General features: G+C 35.4%; 18 protein-coding genes. 7 read left to right on the top strand and 11 right to left on the bottom strand.

Features of this window, described 5'->3' with window-relative positions:
* Positions 1-63 precede the first annotated feature (63 nt).
* The 5 genes from HZI73_RS16240 to HZI73_RS16225 all read left to right on the top strand — a co-directional run bounded on the left by HZI73_RS16240 (position 64) and on the right by HZI73_RS16225 (position 5,113).
* Positions 64-951 carry a carbohydrate ABC transporter permease gene (locus HZI73_RS16240; RefSeq protein WP_246552186.1) on the top strand — a complete coding sequence of 296 codons (888 nt, stop codon included), beginning with the start codon at positions 64-66 and terminating at the stop codon, positions 949-951.
* The gene (locus tag HZI73_RS16235; protein ID WP_212694428.1) at positions 941-1,879 is read left to right on the top strand and encodes a carbohydrate ABC transporter permease; all 939 of its coding nucleotides are present in this window, start codon (positions 941-943) and stop codon (positions 1,877-1,879) included. Before HZI73_RS16240 ends, HZI73_RS16235 begins: the two co-directional genes overlap by 11 nt.
* 14 nt (positions 1,880-1,893) lie before the next feature.
* Entirely contained in the window at positions 1,894-3,693 is a 1,800-nt protein-coding gene (locus tag HZI73_RS16230) for a sulfatase (RefSeq protein ID WP_330619549.1), read from the top strand.
* Positions 3,694-3,789: 96 nt separating this feature from the next.
* Positions 3,790-3,921 (top strand): hypothetical protein, encoded by a 132-nt coding sequence (locus HZI73_RS26710; RefSeq protein WP_281418801.1) that lies wholly within the window; start codon positions 3,790-3,792, stop codon positions 3,919-3,921.
* A complete protein-coding gene (locus tag HZI73_RS16225; RefSeq protein WP_212694427.1) occupies positions 3,914-5,113 on the top strand; it encodes an MFS transporter in 1,200 nt (399 codons plus the stop codon). The genes HZI73_RS26710 and HZI73_RS16225 overlap by 8 nt, the downstream gene beginning before the upstream one ends.
* 84 nt (positions 5,114-5,197) lie before the next feature.
* Here the strand turns inward: HZI73_RS16225 and HZI73_RS16220 are convergent, their stop codons facing one another.
* Positions 5,198-5,986, bottom strand: coding sequence for a sugar phosphate isomerase/epimerase family protein (locus HZI73_RS16220; RefSeq protein ID WP_212694426.1), 789 nt, complete (start codon positions 5,984-5,986; stop codon positions 5,198-5,200).
* A 192-nt stretch (positions 5,987-6,178) separates the two neighbouring features.
* A complete protein-coding gene (locus HZI73_RS16215) occupies positions 6,179-7,720 on the bottom strand; it encodes a putative polysaccharide biosynthesis protein (protein ID WP_212694425.1) in 1,542 nt (513 codons plus the stop codon).
* Between the two features lie 171 nt (positions 7,721-7,891).
* Between HZI73_RS16215 and lspA the strand changes: the two genes are divergently transcribed.
* Positions 7,892-8,335 (top strand): signal peptidase II, encoded by a 444-nt coding sequence (lspA, locus tag HZI73_RS16210; RefSeq protein WP_212694424.1) that lies wholly within the window; start codon positions 7,892-7,894, stop codon positions 8,333-8,335.
* 158 nt (positions 8,336-8,493) lie between these two features.
* Here the strand turns inward: lspA and HZI73_RS16205 are convergent, their stop codons facing one another.
* Positions 8,494-9,594, bottom strand: coding sequence for a hypothetical protein (locus HZI73_RS16205; protein ID WP_212694423.1), 1,101 nt, complete (start codon positions 9,592-9,594; stop codon positions 8,494-8,496).
* A 286-nt stretch (positions 9,595-9,880) separates the two neighbouring features.
* Here HZI73_RS16205 and HZI73_RS16200 point away from each other — a divergent pair, with 286 nt between their 5' ends.
* Complete coding sequence (locus HZI73_RS16200) at positions 9,881-10,102, top strand: hypothetical protein (RefSeq protein WP_212694422.1); 222 nt, start codon at positions 9,881-9,883, stop codon at positions 10,100-10,102.
* A 189-nt stretch (positions 10,103-10,291) separates the two neighbouring features.
* On the opposite strand, the gene HZI73_RS16195 is transcribed toward HZI73_RS16200, so the two are convergent.
* From HZI73_RS16195 to HZI73_RS16160, 8 genes are all read right to left on the bottom strand, one after another.
* Positions 10,292-11,176 (bottom strand): CPBP family intramembrane glutamic endopeptidase, encoded by an 885-nt coding sequence (locus tag HZI73_RS16195; protein WP_212694421.1) that lies wholly within the window; start codon positions 11,174-11,176, stop codon positions 10,292-10,294.
* A 73-nt stretch (positions 11,177-11,249) separates the two neighbouring features.
* On the bottom strand, positions 11,250-11,876 hold the full coding sequence (locus HZI73_RS16190; RefSeq protein WP_212694420.1) for an ABC-2 transporter permease: 627 nt from the start codon (positions 11,874-11,876) through the stop codon (positions 11,250-11,252).
* A 35-nt stretch (positions 11,877-11,911) separates the two neighbouring features.
* Positions 11,912-12,571, bottom strand: a complete 660-nt coding sequence (locus tag HZI73_RS16185; protein WP_212694419.1) for a hypothetical protein — start codon at positions 12,569-12,571, stop codon at positions 11,912-11,914.
* 32 nt (positions 12,572-12,603) lie between these two features.
* Positions 12,604-13,455 carry an ABC transporter ATP-binding protein gene (locus tag HZI73_RS16180; RefSeq protein ID WP_212694418.1) on the bottom strand — a complete coding sequence of 284 codons (852 nt, stop codon included), beginning with the start codon at positions 13,453-13,455 and terminating at the stop codon, positions 12,604-12,606.
* 39 nt (positions 13,456-13,494) lie between these two features.
* Entirely contained in the window at positions 13,495-13,863 is a 369-nt protein-coding gene (locus HZI73_RS16175) for a GntR family transcriptional regulator (protein WP_212694417.1), read from the bottom strand.
* 103 nt (positions 13,864-13,966) lie between these two features.
* Positions 13,967-14,770: a metal ABC transporter permease gene (locus HZI73_RS16170; protein ID WP_212694416.1), complete on the bottom strand. Its 804-nt coding sequence runs from the start codon at positions 14,768-14,770 to the stop codon at positions 13,967-13,969.
* A gap of 12 nt (positions 14,771-14,782) precedes the next feature.
* Positions 14,783-15,460: a metal ABC transporter ATP-binding protein gene (locus HZI73_RS16165; protein ID WP_212694415.1), complete on the bottom strand. Its 678-nt coding sequence runs from the start codon at positions 15,458-15,460 to the stop codon at positions 14,783-14,785.
* A gap of 13 nt (positions 15,461-15,473) precedes the next feature.
* Positions 15,474-16,583 carry a metal ABC transporter solute-binding protein, Zn/Mn family gene (locus tag HZI73_RS16160; RefSeq protein ID WP_212694414.1) on the bottom strand — a complete coding sequence of 370 codons (1,110 nt, stop codon included), beginning with the start codon at positions 16,581-16,583 and terminating at the stop codon, positions 15,474-15,476.
* Positions 16,584-16,671: the final 88 nt, after the last annotated feature.

Genomic DNA, 16,671 nt, shown 5'->3' with positions numbered 1-16,671 from the left:
TGGGTAAAATCATAACAACTTGAAGAACCTTAGGTTCTTCAAGTTGTTTTAGGAGGCGATGTGGTGAAGACGAAAAAGAAAAAAAATCTGGAAAAACAAAACATTGGTTATTTGCTTGTGGCACCCAGTTTTCTCATATATTTGTTATTTATTATGATACCCGTTGTTTGGTCAGTGGCCATGTCCTTTACTGACTACAACTTGGTTGAAGCCAATTTTGTTGGTTTTAAAAATTACATCAACCTTTTTCAAGATGATTTGTTTGTTAAAGGTTTCATGAATACCCTCAGGTATAGTGCAATGACCATTGTTCCAACAATGGCTCTAGGATTAGGATTGGCCATGTTACTGAACAAAAAGCTAAAAGGTAAGGGATTGTATAGAACCTGGTTTTATCTTCCCAATATCTTTTCTATGGTAGCTATATCAATGGCCTGGATATATTTGTATGACACAAGGGCAGGTATTTTAAATATGGCCCTAAGAAAATTTGGTATTGGTCCGGTTCAATGGGTCAGTAGCCCAGGAATGGCTATGATTTCCATTGCAATCATGAGTATTTGGATTGGAGTAGGGTATAACATGGTCCTCAATCTGGCTGGTTTGCAGAGTATTCCTGAGTACCTTTATGAAGCAGCTAGTATTGATGGTGCTCATGGTTGGCAAAAGTTCATTTATATAACGATACCCATGCTTGCCCCAACAACATTTTTCATATTTGTTATGGCTTGCATACGTTCATTCCAGGTATTTGGTCAGGTGTTGATTGTCACCAATGGTGGTCCGGTTAATTCAACAACAACATTGGCTCATCAGATTTACTTGAATGGTTTTGAGTATTATAAAATGGGATATGCTTCATCACAAGCAGTTGTATTACTGGTTGTTATATTGACGATTACCCTTGTTAATATGCGCTATGGAAAAGGTGGGGAAACAGATGCAAACTAATACAATCAATCAGGAAAAAAAGAATAAAGAGCGTACTAAAAAAAACAAGCTTGGCAAGAAGCGTAAAGAGCAATTTCAGCTGATTTTAACCTATATTATTTTAACAGCGTGGGTTGTTGTCGTTCTGATACCAGTTATTTTTGTGATATTAACTGCATTTAAAACCGACCAAGAAATATCATTGATTAATTTTAGATGGCTTCCAAAAAGCTTTACTAATATTGAAGCCTTTAGACAGGCCATGCAAATGGGGAACTGGTCAAGATATTTTGCCAACAGTTTATTTGTAACAACTATTGTTGTTGGAGGCAGTCTTCTTTTTAATTCAATTGGTGGATTTGCCTTTGCCAGGTTAAAGTTTAAGGGGAGAGATATTCTTTTTGTGATGATCTTAACAGGTCTGATGATTTCACCACAGTCCGTCATCATCCCACAGTATATGATTATGAGAATGGTTCCCTTAGTGGGTGGTAATAACATCCTGGGACAAGGTGGTACAGGGCTTTTAGATACCTATTGGTCTTTAATTGTTCCTTTTATGGCAGGATCATTTGGTGTGTTTTTGTGTAAGCAGTTCTATTCCACATTTCCAAGATCGCTGGATGATGCAGCGAAAATTGATGGTTGTGGACCTATAAAAACGTATGTATACATCTATGTGCCACTATCAAAGACGATATTGGCAACATTGACTATCTTTAAAACAGTGGCAACATGGAATGATTTTTTCTATCCTTTGATATTTACGACTTCAGAGAAAATGAAAACTGTTCAGCTAGGGTTGCAGATGTTTAAAGGAAGTGCAGCAACTCACTATAACTGGTTGATGGCAGCTACATTAATCTCGGTTATTCCGACGATTATTGTTTATATATTTGCACAGAAGTACTTTGTTCAAGGTGTTGTTTCATCAGGGATGAAGAATTAACGCAAAGGAGGAATATGATGAAAGCGATTATGGTTATGTTTGATTCATTAAACAGACGTATGTTACCAAATTATGGATGTGAATGGATCCAAGCACCTAATTTTAAAAGGCTCGGAGAAAAGACCGTGACTTTTGATACTTGTTATGTAGGTAGTTTACCATGTATGCCAGCAAGAAGGGAACTTCAAACTGGTCGATATAATTTTTTACACAGAAGTTGGGGTCCCATGGAACCTTTTGATGATGCCATGCCTGAAATTCTTAAGAATAACGGCATCTATACACATATAACCTCCGATCATCAACACTACTGGGAAGATGGTGGGTGTACCTATCATACAAGGTATAGTTCATGGGAAATCAGTCGTGGACAAGAAGGTGACCCGTGGAAAGGCTATGTCGGTAAGGTAGAATTTCCTGAAACACCCTTTAAAGTGACGGAGTATATGCAGAAGCATTATGGTTTTCACATACTTAAGCATGATATTGTCAATCGACAGTATTTGAAAGAGGAACAGGATTTTCCACAAGCTGTAACCTTCAAGAATGGTTTGAATTTTATGGAGGAGAATAAAAATGAGGATAATTGGTTTTTGCAAATTGAAACCTTTGACCCTCACGAACCTTTTTTTGCACCTGAAGAGTATTATAACCTCTATCCTGATAATGACTATGGTGAAGAAGAGTTTGACTGGCCGCCTTATGGACCGGTTATGGAAAGTGACGCAGTGGTACAGCATGGTATAAAACGTTATGCAGCTCTACTCAGCATGTGTGATAAGTATCTTGGTAAAGTCCTTGATATGATGGATAAGTATAATATGTGGGAAGACACCATGCTTATAGTCAATACCGACCATGGTTATATGTTAGGGGAACATGGCTGGTGGTCTAAGTCGATCATGCCCACGTATAATGAAGTTGCCCATATACCATTGTTTATATGGGATCCCCGTAGTGGTAGGAAAAATGTACATACGGATGCGTTGGCACAAACCATTGATATTGCGCCAACCCTTCTTGAATACTTCAATGTGGACATTCCGACTACGATGATGGGTAAGCCTTTAGCACCAGTACTTCAGGAAGATAAACCCGTTAGAAAAACAGCATTGTTTGGTTATCATGGTAGTCATATTAATATAACAGATGGTCAACATGTATACTTATTGGCACCTGCCAAGAAAGACAATAAACCACTGAATGAATATACATTGATGCCGACGCATATGCGAAGTATGTTTAAGCCTGCAGAACTTCAAGAGACAGAGATTCATGATGGATTTGATTTTACGAAAGGCTGTAAGCTTATGAAAATACCAGTAAGTGCAGCAGGTTTTAATGACCCGACTCAATATGGGACCATGCTTTTTGACGTAACCAAAGACCCTGCTCAACTGAATGTGTATGAAGATGACGATGTTGAAGTTGAGATGATTAATGGTATACGAGCGCAGATGATTGCAAATGATGCACCCATTGAGCAATATGAACGCATGGGGTTATTTAAGGACCGTGAAATGACTGTGGAAGACCTTAAAGCCATGAAAGCTTACGCCAAGTCATTTGATAATTTTAAGGAATTAAGTTCATTTGACTATGAACCAGGAGCGTATAAACAGGTCATCACCTTGCTAAATCTGACAAAAGAAGTAAAACGAGATGAAGTATTTAGTCGAATTATAACAGCAGCAGGGGAGCATTCAATCATTACAAAGGAGATGGTTCTTCATACTGTGGATGATATGGAACTTGATGATGAAAGCAAGTTCATGAGAAAGTACTTCATTGGCGTAGCAGGAAGAACAAAATAAACAACACAATAACCGTCAGATTAAGCTTCTTGATAATGAATGCGTCATATAAAACACTAATAAGGTCTTCAGTTAATGAAAGGGGCTGTATAAAATATGAATCCAATATTTCCACTGAATGAATATATCCTAGGTAGTGATTCGCTGGATGTTGAATCTATCCAATTTAGGTTATTTAGGGAAGATAAGGATATTGCTGCATCAGATATGGTGATATCTGATGAATAACAGGAAGGAAAAATTGTGGAGCCGTGGATACATTATAGCTCTTATCGTTATGTTTGGCTTGTTTATCGTTATTAGTATTTCTTTGTCCTTGTTGACAATCTATGCCAAGAATTTAACGGGAGTTGACACCTATGCAGGCATTATGACGTCCATATTTACCGTTGGTGCTTTAGCCATGCGTTTTGTATCCGGAAGTTTGACTGAGCGCTTAGGTAACAAACGTGTCATTTTGATAGGAATTATTCTAATGATTGGGGCTACAGGCATGTTCCTTTTAGCAGATACAATCGGAGTTGTGTTTATTGGAAGAACTTTGCAGGGTGTAGGCTTTGGCTTGTCAACAACAGCAACCAGTACGTATATTTCAGTGATTTGCCATCCGTCTAGGTTGCTTGAAGGTATCGGGTTTACAGCTATAGCCCAGTCTTTATCAGCAGTGATTGGTCCTGTTGTCGGTTTTTGGTTGGTTGGGCCTGATTATCGTGGATTCACACTACTTTTTCTCGTTATGATGGGTATAGGGCTGTTGACATTGCTGCTCATGCTTTTTGGAAAGGGACATGGGAATGAGGAAAAAATTGTTCATCAGAGTCATGGCTGTAAGGATGCATTTAGTTGGGCGTATTTACGGTTACCCATCATCATTCTTTTCTTGAATGCATTGTCACAAAGTGCCATTGTGTCTTTTCTTGCACTTTATGCAATCAGCTTAGGATTCACTAGCATAGGTTCATTCTTTACAATAAATGCTATAGGTATGATTGCATCAAGATTTGTTGTCAATCCTTTAGTTAAAAAGTTTGGTAAGTTTCAGATTATATTTATGTCCACTTTTGTATATTTTATATCTTTAATTTTCTTGACTCAGGTAAGGACCATGGGACAGATGTTATTTCTTGCTTTTCCTGCAGGATTTGCTATAGGCTCTATTGGACCTGTTATCAACACCTTACTGATTGAAGTCATGCCTAATCATAAAAAGGGGCTGGCTAATGCAGTATATTTCAGTACACTGGATATTGGCTATGGTCTAGGATCATTTATCTGGGGAGTTATAGCATCTTTATCAGGATATATGGCTGTGTTTTATATGGCTGCATGTCTTCAGATTTTGGGGATTGGTTTTGGTATGATGCAAATTGTGAAAGTAGATAAAGGGAAGAATGAGGCACAATGTTTTCCTAAGTGCTAAAATATACTCCCCTGATGGTAGACATTTGAAATAATAAAATGTTTACCATCAGGGGAGCATTCCTCTATACACTGGGTATGTTATTTATAAAATATAGTTCTTTATGAATTCAATGGTAAAGTCAACACCTTTATCACCTAATGTGCCCCGCCAAGTCGTGGAGTGAGGTTCAATACTTAACGAACCGTTATACCCAACTTTGTATAATATAGCCATGATGGAACGCCAGTCTAGCTGGTCCATACCAGCAGGTGGGTCATCGTATCGCTGACCATCTACCTTCAGCGCACCTTTGATGTGCACATGGTAGAAGCGATGTCCCCAGTTAGCAATTTCACTTAAGTAATTATCATTATTGGCATAATAACTATGCGATGCATCGTACTTAATCCCCAAATCTTTTAATTGGCCATGTATAATCTGCCAAGCCCTTTCTTCACAAACAAAATTATTCCAACGGCAATTATATGTGGCAATTTTAATGCCTCGTTCTTGTCCATAGGTGATGAGTTTCTGAAAATAATGGAGTGCTGCTTGACAGTTATCCAAGTAACTAAGGGATTCTTGTGCATTGCAACCTGTTATATATACAGGGCAGCCAAGTGTTTGACAGGCATTGATTAACTGGTATTCTCTTTGCAGTTCTTCTTCTATAGGTTGACCTTTCTCGTCGATACGGTCAGCACCCCAACGACCAATGGAGCCAATCTGTACATCATATAGTGATACCCAATCATTTATTTGATTAACTGTTTGTGTAAATGTATGAACATCCTGATCCACATTAACACAGAGTTCAATAAATGATAAGTTTTTATTTTGAGCCATAATAAAACTCTCTTCAGTAGAGCTTGCAATAATACCTAATTGCATTGTTGAATCCTCCTCTAATTTCGTCTGTAATGGATTTCATTTCTTAAATTAAGTTGTAGGTAATAGTTGATTTTTATGTCATGTAATGGATTACATGTGATGACTTGCTATTATTATAACACGGTTGATGATATTTGCAATATATTTTTCCAGTTATGGTAAGTATGAGGATAAACCAAACAAGATATACTTTTATGGCTTAGGACTTTTTTTGCCTTTAAAAACAAACATAATTTCACTTATCTTAATGGTACCCGTTAATAATAATAAGGGGATAAGGAGGACCATGAATAAGCCTATATTAATGAGGGTCGTCGAAAAAACCGAAAAGGGTATTGTAAAATAATGATTGATGAGTTGAATGGTTGATACACTGCCTAAACATACGATAATGGGCTTAATGATCCAATCACCGATTTGAAAATTAATGGATGTAATACGGATAAGATGGATAATATTAAGGAGTGCTACAATCATAAAACTACATAAAAAACCCCATAGATAGCCCTTTAACCCATATAAAGGGATAAGTAAGAAGATAAAGGCAATACGAATCGTCAATCCAATAACATTATTCCGAAATACAATCAGCTGCTTATTTAAACCATTTAGTATGCTACCTAAGGTTGTTTGAAGGTAAATAAAAGGGCAAATCCAAGCTAAGATGGTTAACAGCACACCCACATAAGCTTCATTATAAACCATGACCCCAAGGGTTTTACCAAAGGATAGGAATAAAAACGTACTAATAATACCAATAAGAATGGTGAATTTCATGGTTTTGGAAGTGGTAAAATTAATCATGCGTTTATTTTTGCTAGCAGATGCTGCTGATACAGTGGGTAGTAACATCAGGGATATGGAGTTAGTAAAAACGGTAGGAAACATAATGAGTGGAAGGGCCATACCTGTTAATATACCATAAGTACCTAAAGCATCCGAGTGGGATAGACCGGATACCTGTAATTGGGTTGGAATAAGGATAGTCTCTATACTAACCAGCAAAGTAGTAATGAGTCGATTAGAAGTGATAGGTATGGCTATGGCTCCAATTTTTTTTATGATAATGCGACGCCTTTCAGGACGTTTGGCTGTTTTAGGGTTTTGATTCCACTTATAGGCAGCTCCTGCAATAAGTAATGATATGATTTCGCCACCAATCATGCCTATAACAGCCATAGCACAAGCATATGTAAGCCCCATGGGTATAAACATGGCAGATAAGAAATAGATAATGGCAATACGGGTAATCTGCTCTAAAACTTGTGTAATCGCAGGTACAGTTGGGTACTTTAAACCGTAGAAGTAAGCCTTTATGCACGAGACAATTGCGGTAAAAGGCATGGAGAATGCCATGAGTTTAATGGCTAATCCTGTTCGTGGTTCATTAAGGAGTCGCCGAGCAATTAGATCCGAATTAGTTGCTATTAAAACCATAATAATGATTGCAAGCAAAAGGGATATGGTCGTTGATAGACGTACAATACGTTTTAGATTAGCATGGTTGTGTTTCGCTTTTTCTTCAGCGATAAGCTTTGATACAGCTGTAAAGATACCAGAGCAACAAATGGTATAACTAATCATATAAATAGGAAACACTAATTGAAAGAGTCCCATACCTTCAGCACCAATTAAATGAGACAGGTATATTCTATTGGCAAAGCCCAATGTACGTGTAATGAGAGCCGCTATTGTTAAAATAATGGTACCTTTTATAACAGAACTTTTTTTCATATTTTTAAGTCCTTTCATTGCAATTTTATAACCAATCTATGATTGTCTTAGATGACTTATCCAATTTATAGCCTAAAGTAATATATTCTTAAGAGCTTTTCCATATTCGTTTTATTTGGTATAATAGAGAAGAGTTTTATATCATAGAGAAGTAAGGAGAGATCATAGACAATGGGTTATTTATTGATTGCACCAATATGTTTTCTAATTGATCAGATATGTAAAATGAAAGCTGTAAAAGAGATGGACCATCACACGGATCAACCCATTTTGAAAGAAACTATTCGATTAAAATTATATTATAATCATGGTGCTTTTCTTGGCTTTTTGAGTAAACAACAAGGCTTATTATTTGTCGTTAATATCATATCCATTGTGGTATTAATCGGACTAAGTATGAGTTACATATGGATTAAAGGGCATACCTGTCTAAAGATAGGAATAGGGTTTATGACAGGTGGTGCCCTTAGCAATATATGGGATCGATTACGTCTTAAAAAAGTTGTGGATTACTTTGCATTTAAATGGAAACCAGACTTAATTTTTAATCTAGCGGATATGTTTGTTTTTATTGGTGCACTGCTTATTGTGATTAGTGAACAAAAAAACAATTAATAGATAATAAGTATTCGTACGGTATGTTGATGATTTGAAGCTATGTGGTATAGCTTAAATAAGAGCTGCTGTAGGATAACTAGCTTATCCTACAACAGCTCTTGTTGTCGTCATGTCCCTATGCAATTCTAGATGATTAAGAAAACTAGCAGATAAATTTAAATGGAAGTAGAGGCTATATCTTTACGAAGAGCTGCCATCTCAGCTTCAATTTCAGCACATTGAGCCTTAAGGGCACCAATCTGTGCATCCATAGAAGCAACTTGTTTCAGATAAATCTTAACGAGATTTTCATCTTTCACCTGATTAGCTCGATCCAATTTCTCATTGTAAGCTTCACGTTTAGCTTCAGCTTTAGCAATGTCATCTTGCAGCTTGTCATATTTTTCAAGATATTCCTGATATCTTTGGGCTTTACCACTGAAATCCGTTAAATTATGGGATTGCTTATCCATGACTTGACGAAAGCCTTTACCAAATGCTTCACCAAGTTCGTCAAGATTAAGTTTATCTTTTAGTTCGGATAATAGATTAAGACCATTACTTAAGCCATTAGTATGCATCCCAAGTATGGCAAGGGCATCATCGCTGATGAGTTTATCTGGTGAGTTGTTCACAATCATACCCTTTGTAGCATTGGCTTGATGAATCATGGTCGTGGACACATCTACCAAATCCATAACTGTCTTAAAAGCGTCATAGGATTTTATATCAGGGTTCTTACTAAAGTCAACATGTTTTTCAATGTACTCGCCCATATCACCAGGCTTGTTTTCTAAATGATAACTTTTGATGGCTTCAGAAACTTCTTTAAAAAGCTCTTTAAATTTCTTTTTATCTAAAGGTATTTCCATATCAAATTTCTCAAATAATGCTTCCATATCATCTATCATATCGTCAGCTTCTTCATCCACTGCTTTGGCAAAGGCACGGGATAAACTTGTGATGTATTCGTCGCGATTTACATCTGATGCATGATAATGGATATTGTCAAATATGTCTGCAAAGGTTTCAGCATAATGATTAATAGCCTCATTGGTATTTCCTTTAGAAATAGCATAATCGTAAGATGCCATATTGACAGGATTAATAGGCGGTTTGAACACACTATTAAAATATTGGTTGACAGATTCAGAAGAAATATTCAGGAATGTGTTTTGATTCATTGCCCCATTTGCTTTGAATGGTTGGTTAGCATTCCTGGTTAAAGCGTTATTTTGAAATGATTGTAAGGTTGTGTTATTGACGTTGATTCGCATAAGTATGCCCCTTTCGTTATACTTTCCTCATGTTACATTTATAATAACGTTATCGCATGTTAGCATCCGATTTGTTATGCCTATTTAATATATCGACACCATACAAAAAATCATTATGTCCTGTTGAAAAAAATTAGTTTAAAAAATAAAACTGGACGCATATAACGGTAATTATTACATGAAGCCATAAAGAATAAATCCATGAAGCACGAGGAAAAATAAAACATAAGGTGAGGTAGAATAATTAAATAATCAAGTTTATAAATCTTTGATAAGGTGGGTAAAAATGAAAAAAATTGAAAACAAGAATTATGATCATTATAATGCAGACCCGACAAGGAGCATACTTATGAATACCTATAATTATGAAATTGGTATTATGATGCCGGATGATTTCTTAGTTACCAATACAGATGTTGAAAAAGATCTGCTGCAACAAAGCGATATGGTTCAAAATGATCTTAATGGAGAAGAATTTTTAGATGATCAAGCTGGAAAAGATGTATAAGAATACACTAAAAAGGGGCTGTCTCATAAAAAGCAATTTTGTTGGCTAGAAGTTTTTGGCAACTATAAGAGGTTAAGCTTTTCAGACCCCTAAACGTCCATATTTAGAGGGTCTGCACTTCGCCGTCCATGGCTGCGCTTTACGCTTAACCTCTTATAATTGCCTACGACATTGACGTTATTTTGTGTTCTATGTGGCACGTTTATAAGTTGTATCGTGAGACAGTGTATTATGATGTCTTTGAACGTTTGTTTTTTGTAGAGGCAAGTAATAAACAAGTAAACCAACCAATAAAACGGTTAGAGTCGTCAATACGCCCCCTTCTAAACCGAAATCTCCACCGGTCCATAAGTTATCTTTCAGTAGAATAATAGGGTAAACAGCTTCTGTTGTTGTACCACTTACGTTAAAACCAAAGAAACCTCCTTGAAAAAAGTTCCAAGTGATGTGAAAACCAATAGCCATCATAATGTTTCTAGTTTTTAATGTCATGTAAGTAAATAAAATACCAATCACAATAATGTTAATAAAGCCCACAACACTGACGTGGGGATTTGATAAATGAAGAGCACCAAAAATAATGGCTGGTACTAAATAAACAACATAAGTTGTGTTATAGCGGCCTAGTGTATGTATCATATAACCACGTATTAAGAGTTCTTCATCAATACCAACGACAATAAAAAGAAGTAAAATATAGAGTATATTCGTGGAAAAAATGGGTTGCTGCCAAGAAAATTCCAACTTAGCTTGCTGAGATAGGAAGAGTATGCCTGTAATAAATAGGATGGATATAGCGCCCATACACAGCCCATATACTAAATGTTTCATGGTTGTCATACGGCATATAATACCGAAATCTTTAGGTGGTCGTTTTTCTAGATGGAAGATGACAAAAAAAGCAATAGCACTATAGATTAGCATACAGCTTCTTAAAACAAATATCTCAAGATAATAATTAAAAGGTAGGTCAATGTATGAGGTGGAACCTAAAATCAGTAAATAAAAAAAGAGATAGAAAGAAATCTTAATACCTGAGTATATTTTATGATGTTTATTTCTGATAATTGACACCTGATAACCTCCTTGTTATGTATATTTAGATTAATTATAACCTAAGACATGTATCATAGCAAGCAGGTCCTTATTATTCGAATTTTAAGTCAAGACGTTCCATAGACTTTTTAACAGATGGAGAGTAGGTGATGATAATAAGCAGCACCAGTATACCATTAAGATAGATAACAGGTAATGGTGAATGTTTAATAATTAGCATAGATATATTACATAATATTAAAAAAATAATAACCATACTTGTGGTAATGATAATATTCTTAAAAGATGTGGTATGAATCACAGAAGGTGCAGCAACATTGTATGATAAGATGGTTAGTAAGATAATCATGATAAAATTACCAAGGGTTTCCATATTCTGAAAAACCTCATTTCTAAACACAATACCGGGTATATAGTTAAGAACTACAATGGTGATGGTTTGCAAATAATTAAAAATATAATTGCTTCTAATAATATCCAGTTTACGAACAGGTAAGCTGCTTTGCAGAATCATAGCGTTATCAAAAAAGTTATGATTCCCATAAAAAGCACTTCTGTAAAGGAATATAAATGTAATCATGGTTAGATAGGGTATAACGGTATATAAAGAGGCTAATTTATTTACAATGAGAATGGTTTCATAAACAACGATAATCAAAAGAAAATATAATGAAGTACCTATACTTATACGTATATTGAATTGCAGTAAACGCCACATCGCACTCATCCTTAATCATTTATATTTTTATGGTGCTAAAATTCTTTATAAGAACTCATAACAAGAGAAATAAAATAGGTAACAAGCATAAACAAAAAACCTCCCATAAGTAGGTAATGACGGTATTCAGATAGTGCCAGCGCATTAAACTTCATGGGTAAGGTTAAAGCAAAAAAAATACCAAAATATAAGACATAGACTAACACATCAAACCATTTTGACATAAAAAACATCAGAATGTAAAGGGAACCTGTAACCCCGATTGCATAGATAATAAACATACCTATCAATAGGATATAGTCCATGGTGAAAGATATGCCTTTGATGCTTAAGGCAATCCAAGAAAAAAGGACAATATCCAAGAAAATTAAGCCCTTTAATAGCAATATTTTTAAAAAATGACTGGTTACAAGTTGGCATTTTTTTACAGGAAAGCTTAACATAAAATGGCTAAAAGGTAACTGGTTTGATTTACTTTTTAATAGGGGTGTACTAATAAACATGAACGTCATCACAAAGAGAAATATCCCAAGTGGCATTTCTTGAAAACCTCTCAAGTCTGATGCACTGCAATATTTTGGTGCGAATAAAAAAGAAACAATAGCAACGTAAACAAAACCCAATAGTTGAAAAGCGAGATAAAATTTATTTTGCAGTGTATAGTATATATTAGCTTTTAGAGTGTTGAACATCATATACACCTTCTTTTATATAGTAGCTGTTTGCTTTATTGTCTAGCATGATAAAACATAATGTCTTCTAGATTGGCAGGTTCAATGAGAACATTTGGTGCACTGGCAACCACCTCTGATAATTTATTGGTTAGTCCTTGAAAACCGAAATTATTTCGCTGATAACTAATAAATAAAGAGGTGTCCATGGTCTCTAATATTTCCTTAGTACCTTTAACCAGTTTATAGGATTCTTGTATGGTATTCATAGAACTGGAAAAAATAATCTTCCCATTGTTAATAAAGGTAATGTAATCAGCTATTTTATCCAAGTCCGACGTAATGTGCGTTGAAAAAAATATGCTTTTTTTCTCATCTTCTAATAACTCATAGAGAATATCCAGTAGTTCTCGACGGAATATGGGATCAAGGCCGGCAGTAGGCTCATCCATAATCAGTAATTCTGCATGATGGGATAGAGCAGTAGCTAATGAAAACTTTGTTTTCATACCTTTTGATAAATTCTTCAACTTTTTCTTTGGGCTGAGATGAAAGCGTTTTAAGTAATCGTTAAATAGCTGTTGATCCCAATCCTGATAAAAAGGGGCTATTAATCGAGCATTTTTTTCAATGGATAGATGATCAAAAAAGCAGCACTCGTCGTATACAAAACCTATGCGTTGTTTGATAGCTTTATCATGTGAGACATTATCTGACCCAAATATAGTAATTTCACCAGCGTCTTTTTTAATCAGATTCATGAGTAATTTAATGGTTGTTGTTTTACCGGCACCATTAGGACCAATAAAACCTGTTATAAATCCCTTTTTCACATCTAAATCTATTTGATCAAGTTTAAAATCTGTGTAACTTTTTGAAACCTGACGTACCTCAATAATATTTTCCATTCATGTGCCTCCTGTATCTTTGAATAGGGTGAATGTTGATTACTCATAGAGTAAGGTAATGATTTCAATAAACTCTTCTAAGCTGATACCAAGCATTTTACTTTCATCTATAATTTTACTGAGATGATCTTCAATTAACTGCATCTTTTTTTCACGCAAAAGTTCTTTGTTACGCAACGCAACAAAGAAACCTTTTCCTCTAACAGATTCAACGAGACCTTCTTTTTCTAACTCTTCATAGGCTCGTTTTGTTGTAATGACACTAATCTGAAGTTCCTTAGCCAATTTTCGTATAGATGGTAGGGGTTCGCTTTCTACTAAGTCGCCTGTTATAATATATTTTTTAATTTGGTTGGTTATTTGTAAATATATTGGATCTGAACTGGCGTTCGATATAATAATATTCAACTTAGGACCTCCTATCCGTAAATACCGTGCATAAGGCACATATACACAATAAACAGTTTTGATCGTTTTGTCAAGTGATTATTCTTGATATAAGGCTTATTAGCTATTCTTTAGAAGGTAATAACATGCTAATAAAATAGAAAATACTGGATAGAATAATGATAGTTGCTCCAGACGATACATTGAAATAAAAGGAAAATGTTAACCCTAAGAAACATAGGATCATACCAATAATCCATGCCAATAAGATGATACTGTTAAAACGATAGGTAACACGTTTTGCAATTGCTGGTGGTACAGTCAACAGTGTAATCACTAAGATAATACCAACAACTTTAATTAAGATGACAATACTAAATGCAATGAGAATGAATAAATAATATTCTAGAAAGAGCGTATTAATACCTTGACTGTTCAAAAAAGTTTCATCGAAAAGGAAACTCTTGATGTAATTATAAAAGGTTAAACAGCTCATCACAATAATAACTGTTAATGAAAGCATAAAATAGATATCGGTACGGGATACAGTTAATATATCACCAAATAAATAAGTGGTCATATCAGGCGGATATCCAGGCATAAGGGATATAAATAGAATACCAAGAGCCATTCCCAGTGACCACAGCATACCGATTATGGTATCGGAAGATGTATCGGTTTTGCGTTTAATGAACACAATTAATATGGCAGATACTATAGCAAAAGCAAGTCCACCAATAATGGGTTCAATCCCTAACAAAAAACCAAGCCCAATACCCCCAAAAGAAGCATGAGCTATGCCACCACTCATCATAACTAATTTTTTTTCTACAATAATGGTGCCGATGATACCACATACGATACTTGCTAATAAAATACTTATGATTGCATGTTGCATAAATCCATATTTTATAATTGCTTCTAACATAGTTAATCCTCTCTAATATAAATCTTCAAAATGAGCAAAATCCAGTTGGTCGTTATTATCATGTATATGCAACGACTGATTGACACATGCAAATGTTTTAACATAATGCTTCATCATACTGATGTCATGACTAACTAATAAAATGGTCATTTCTTTATTGAGTTTAGCTAATAACCGATAGATATCTTCTTTGGCATCAACGTCTAAACTAGCAGTAGGCTCATCAAGTATCAATAGATCAGGATGTGTTACAAGCGCTCTGGCAATGAGCACTTTTTGTAATTGCCCTCCTGATAGCTGGTTAATTGGTTTTTTAGTTAAATGCGTTATTTTTAATTGGTTAAGAATGGCCTTAACATCTGCCTTGTTTTTCTCAGTATAATGATAGAAGTACCTGATAGGTGAGGGAAGCGTACCGTTTAAAACAACTTCAAAAACGTTAATGGGAAAGTGGGGATTGAAGGTTGAAAACTGGGGTACATAACCAATGACTGTATTCGGCTTAACGGTAACACTGCCCTCATGAGGTTGTATGTAGCCAAATATAGACTTAACCAAAGTGGTTTTACCACTCCCATTAGGTCCAACAATACCCACGAAATCACCCGATTCAATACGTAAATTCACATGATCAAGGGCACAATAGCTTTTATAATATATGGTTAAATCACGAATGTCTATTAATGACAATTTAATCACCTGGCTAATTGGATAATAATAGATTTAATAGTTTCTTCATATTTTCAACATAGTCTTTTGATAAAATATCTAAGGGAATAGCACGTCCATTAACTTCACTAGCAATAATCTTAGCTTGTTTACTATCGAACTCTTCTTGGTAGAAAACCACTTGTATATTCTTTTCTTTTGCTAGTTCGATGATATTTGTCATGGTATTAATGGTGGCTTCTTTTCCACCTTCTTCAATAACATGCATCTCAAGGTTATAATCATCTGCAAAATAGCCCATGGATGGGTGATAAATAATAAAACTTTCAAGGTTAGAATCCGCTAAAGCATCCTTGATTTCTTGATCCAATGCTTCTAATTCAGTGATGAAGGATTTGGCATTAGCATCATAGTGTTCTTTATTTTGAGGGTCAATGTTAGACAATGTTTCAGCAATTTTTTCAATCATCACGATAACACGTTTAGGTGACATCCATATATGGGGGTCAACACCTTCATGATCATGGTCATGGTCAGCTTCATTTTCATGATCTACTGCATCTTTATGGTCATGATCGCCTTCATTCTCATGGTCATGATCCGCTGCATCTTCATGGTCATGGTCGCCTTCATTCTCATGGTCATGACCCGCTGCATCTTCGTGGTCATGGTCTTCTTCATTCTCATGGTCATGATCTGCTGCATTTTCGTGGTCATGATCGCCTTCATCCTCGTGATCATGATGCGCTTCATCTTCATGGTGTTCATCAGATGTTTTATGAACATGCTTTTCTATTTGACGCAAGGGATATACTTCCTCTACTGTCTCAAGAAGGGAAACAACATCTGTTTTATTACTGATGATTTTTGGTAGAATATTGTGCTCAGCAGGTACGCCAATTGAGAAATAGACATCTGCATCACTAATGGCTGTTAATTCTTTGGGGGATGGTTGGTAATTAGCTGGACTATTTCCAGGTGGAATCACAGCTGTTACTGTACCAAGATCACCCATAACGGCTTCAACAAAACCTATTTCAGGTTGTATGGTTACAGCAACATTTAGTTTTTCTGTAGCTTTCTCATTAGACGTACATCCTGATAATGTTAACATCAAAATAAGTACGTATATCATTTTTTTCATATGAATACCTCCTTTTTAAACCTTAGTCGTATCTCTGAAAAAAGAAATTATAACATTTAATAAGAGTATTGACAAGATTACCCAATTG

Origin of the sequence: Vallitalea pronyensis, from assembly GCF_018141445.1 — a bacterium.
GTDB classification, from domain to species: Bacteria; Bacillota; Clostridia; order Lachnospirales; family Vallitaleaceae; genus Vallitalea; species Vallitalea pronyensis.
Note: the sequence above shows the minus strand (reverse complement) of the source record. Positions and strands in the feature narration are given on the sequence as shown.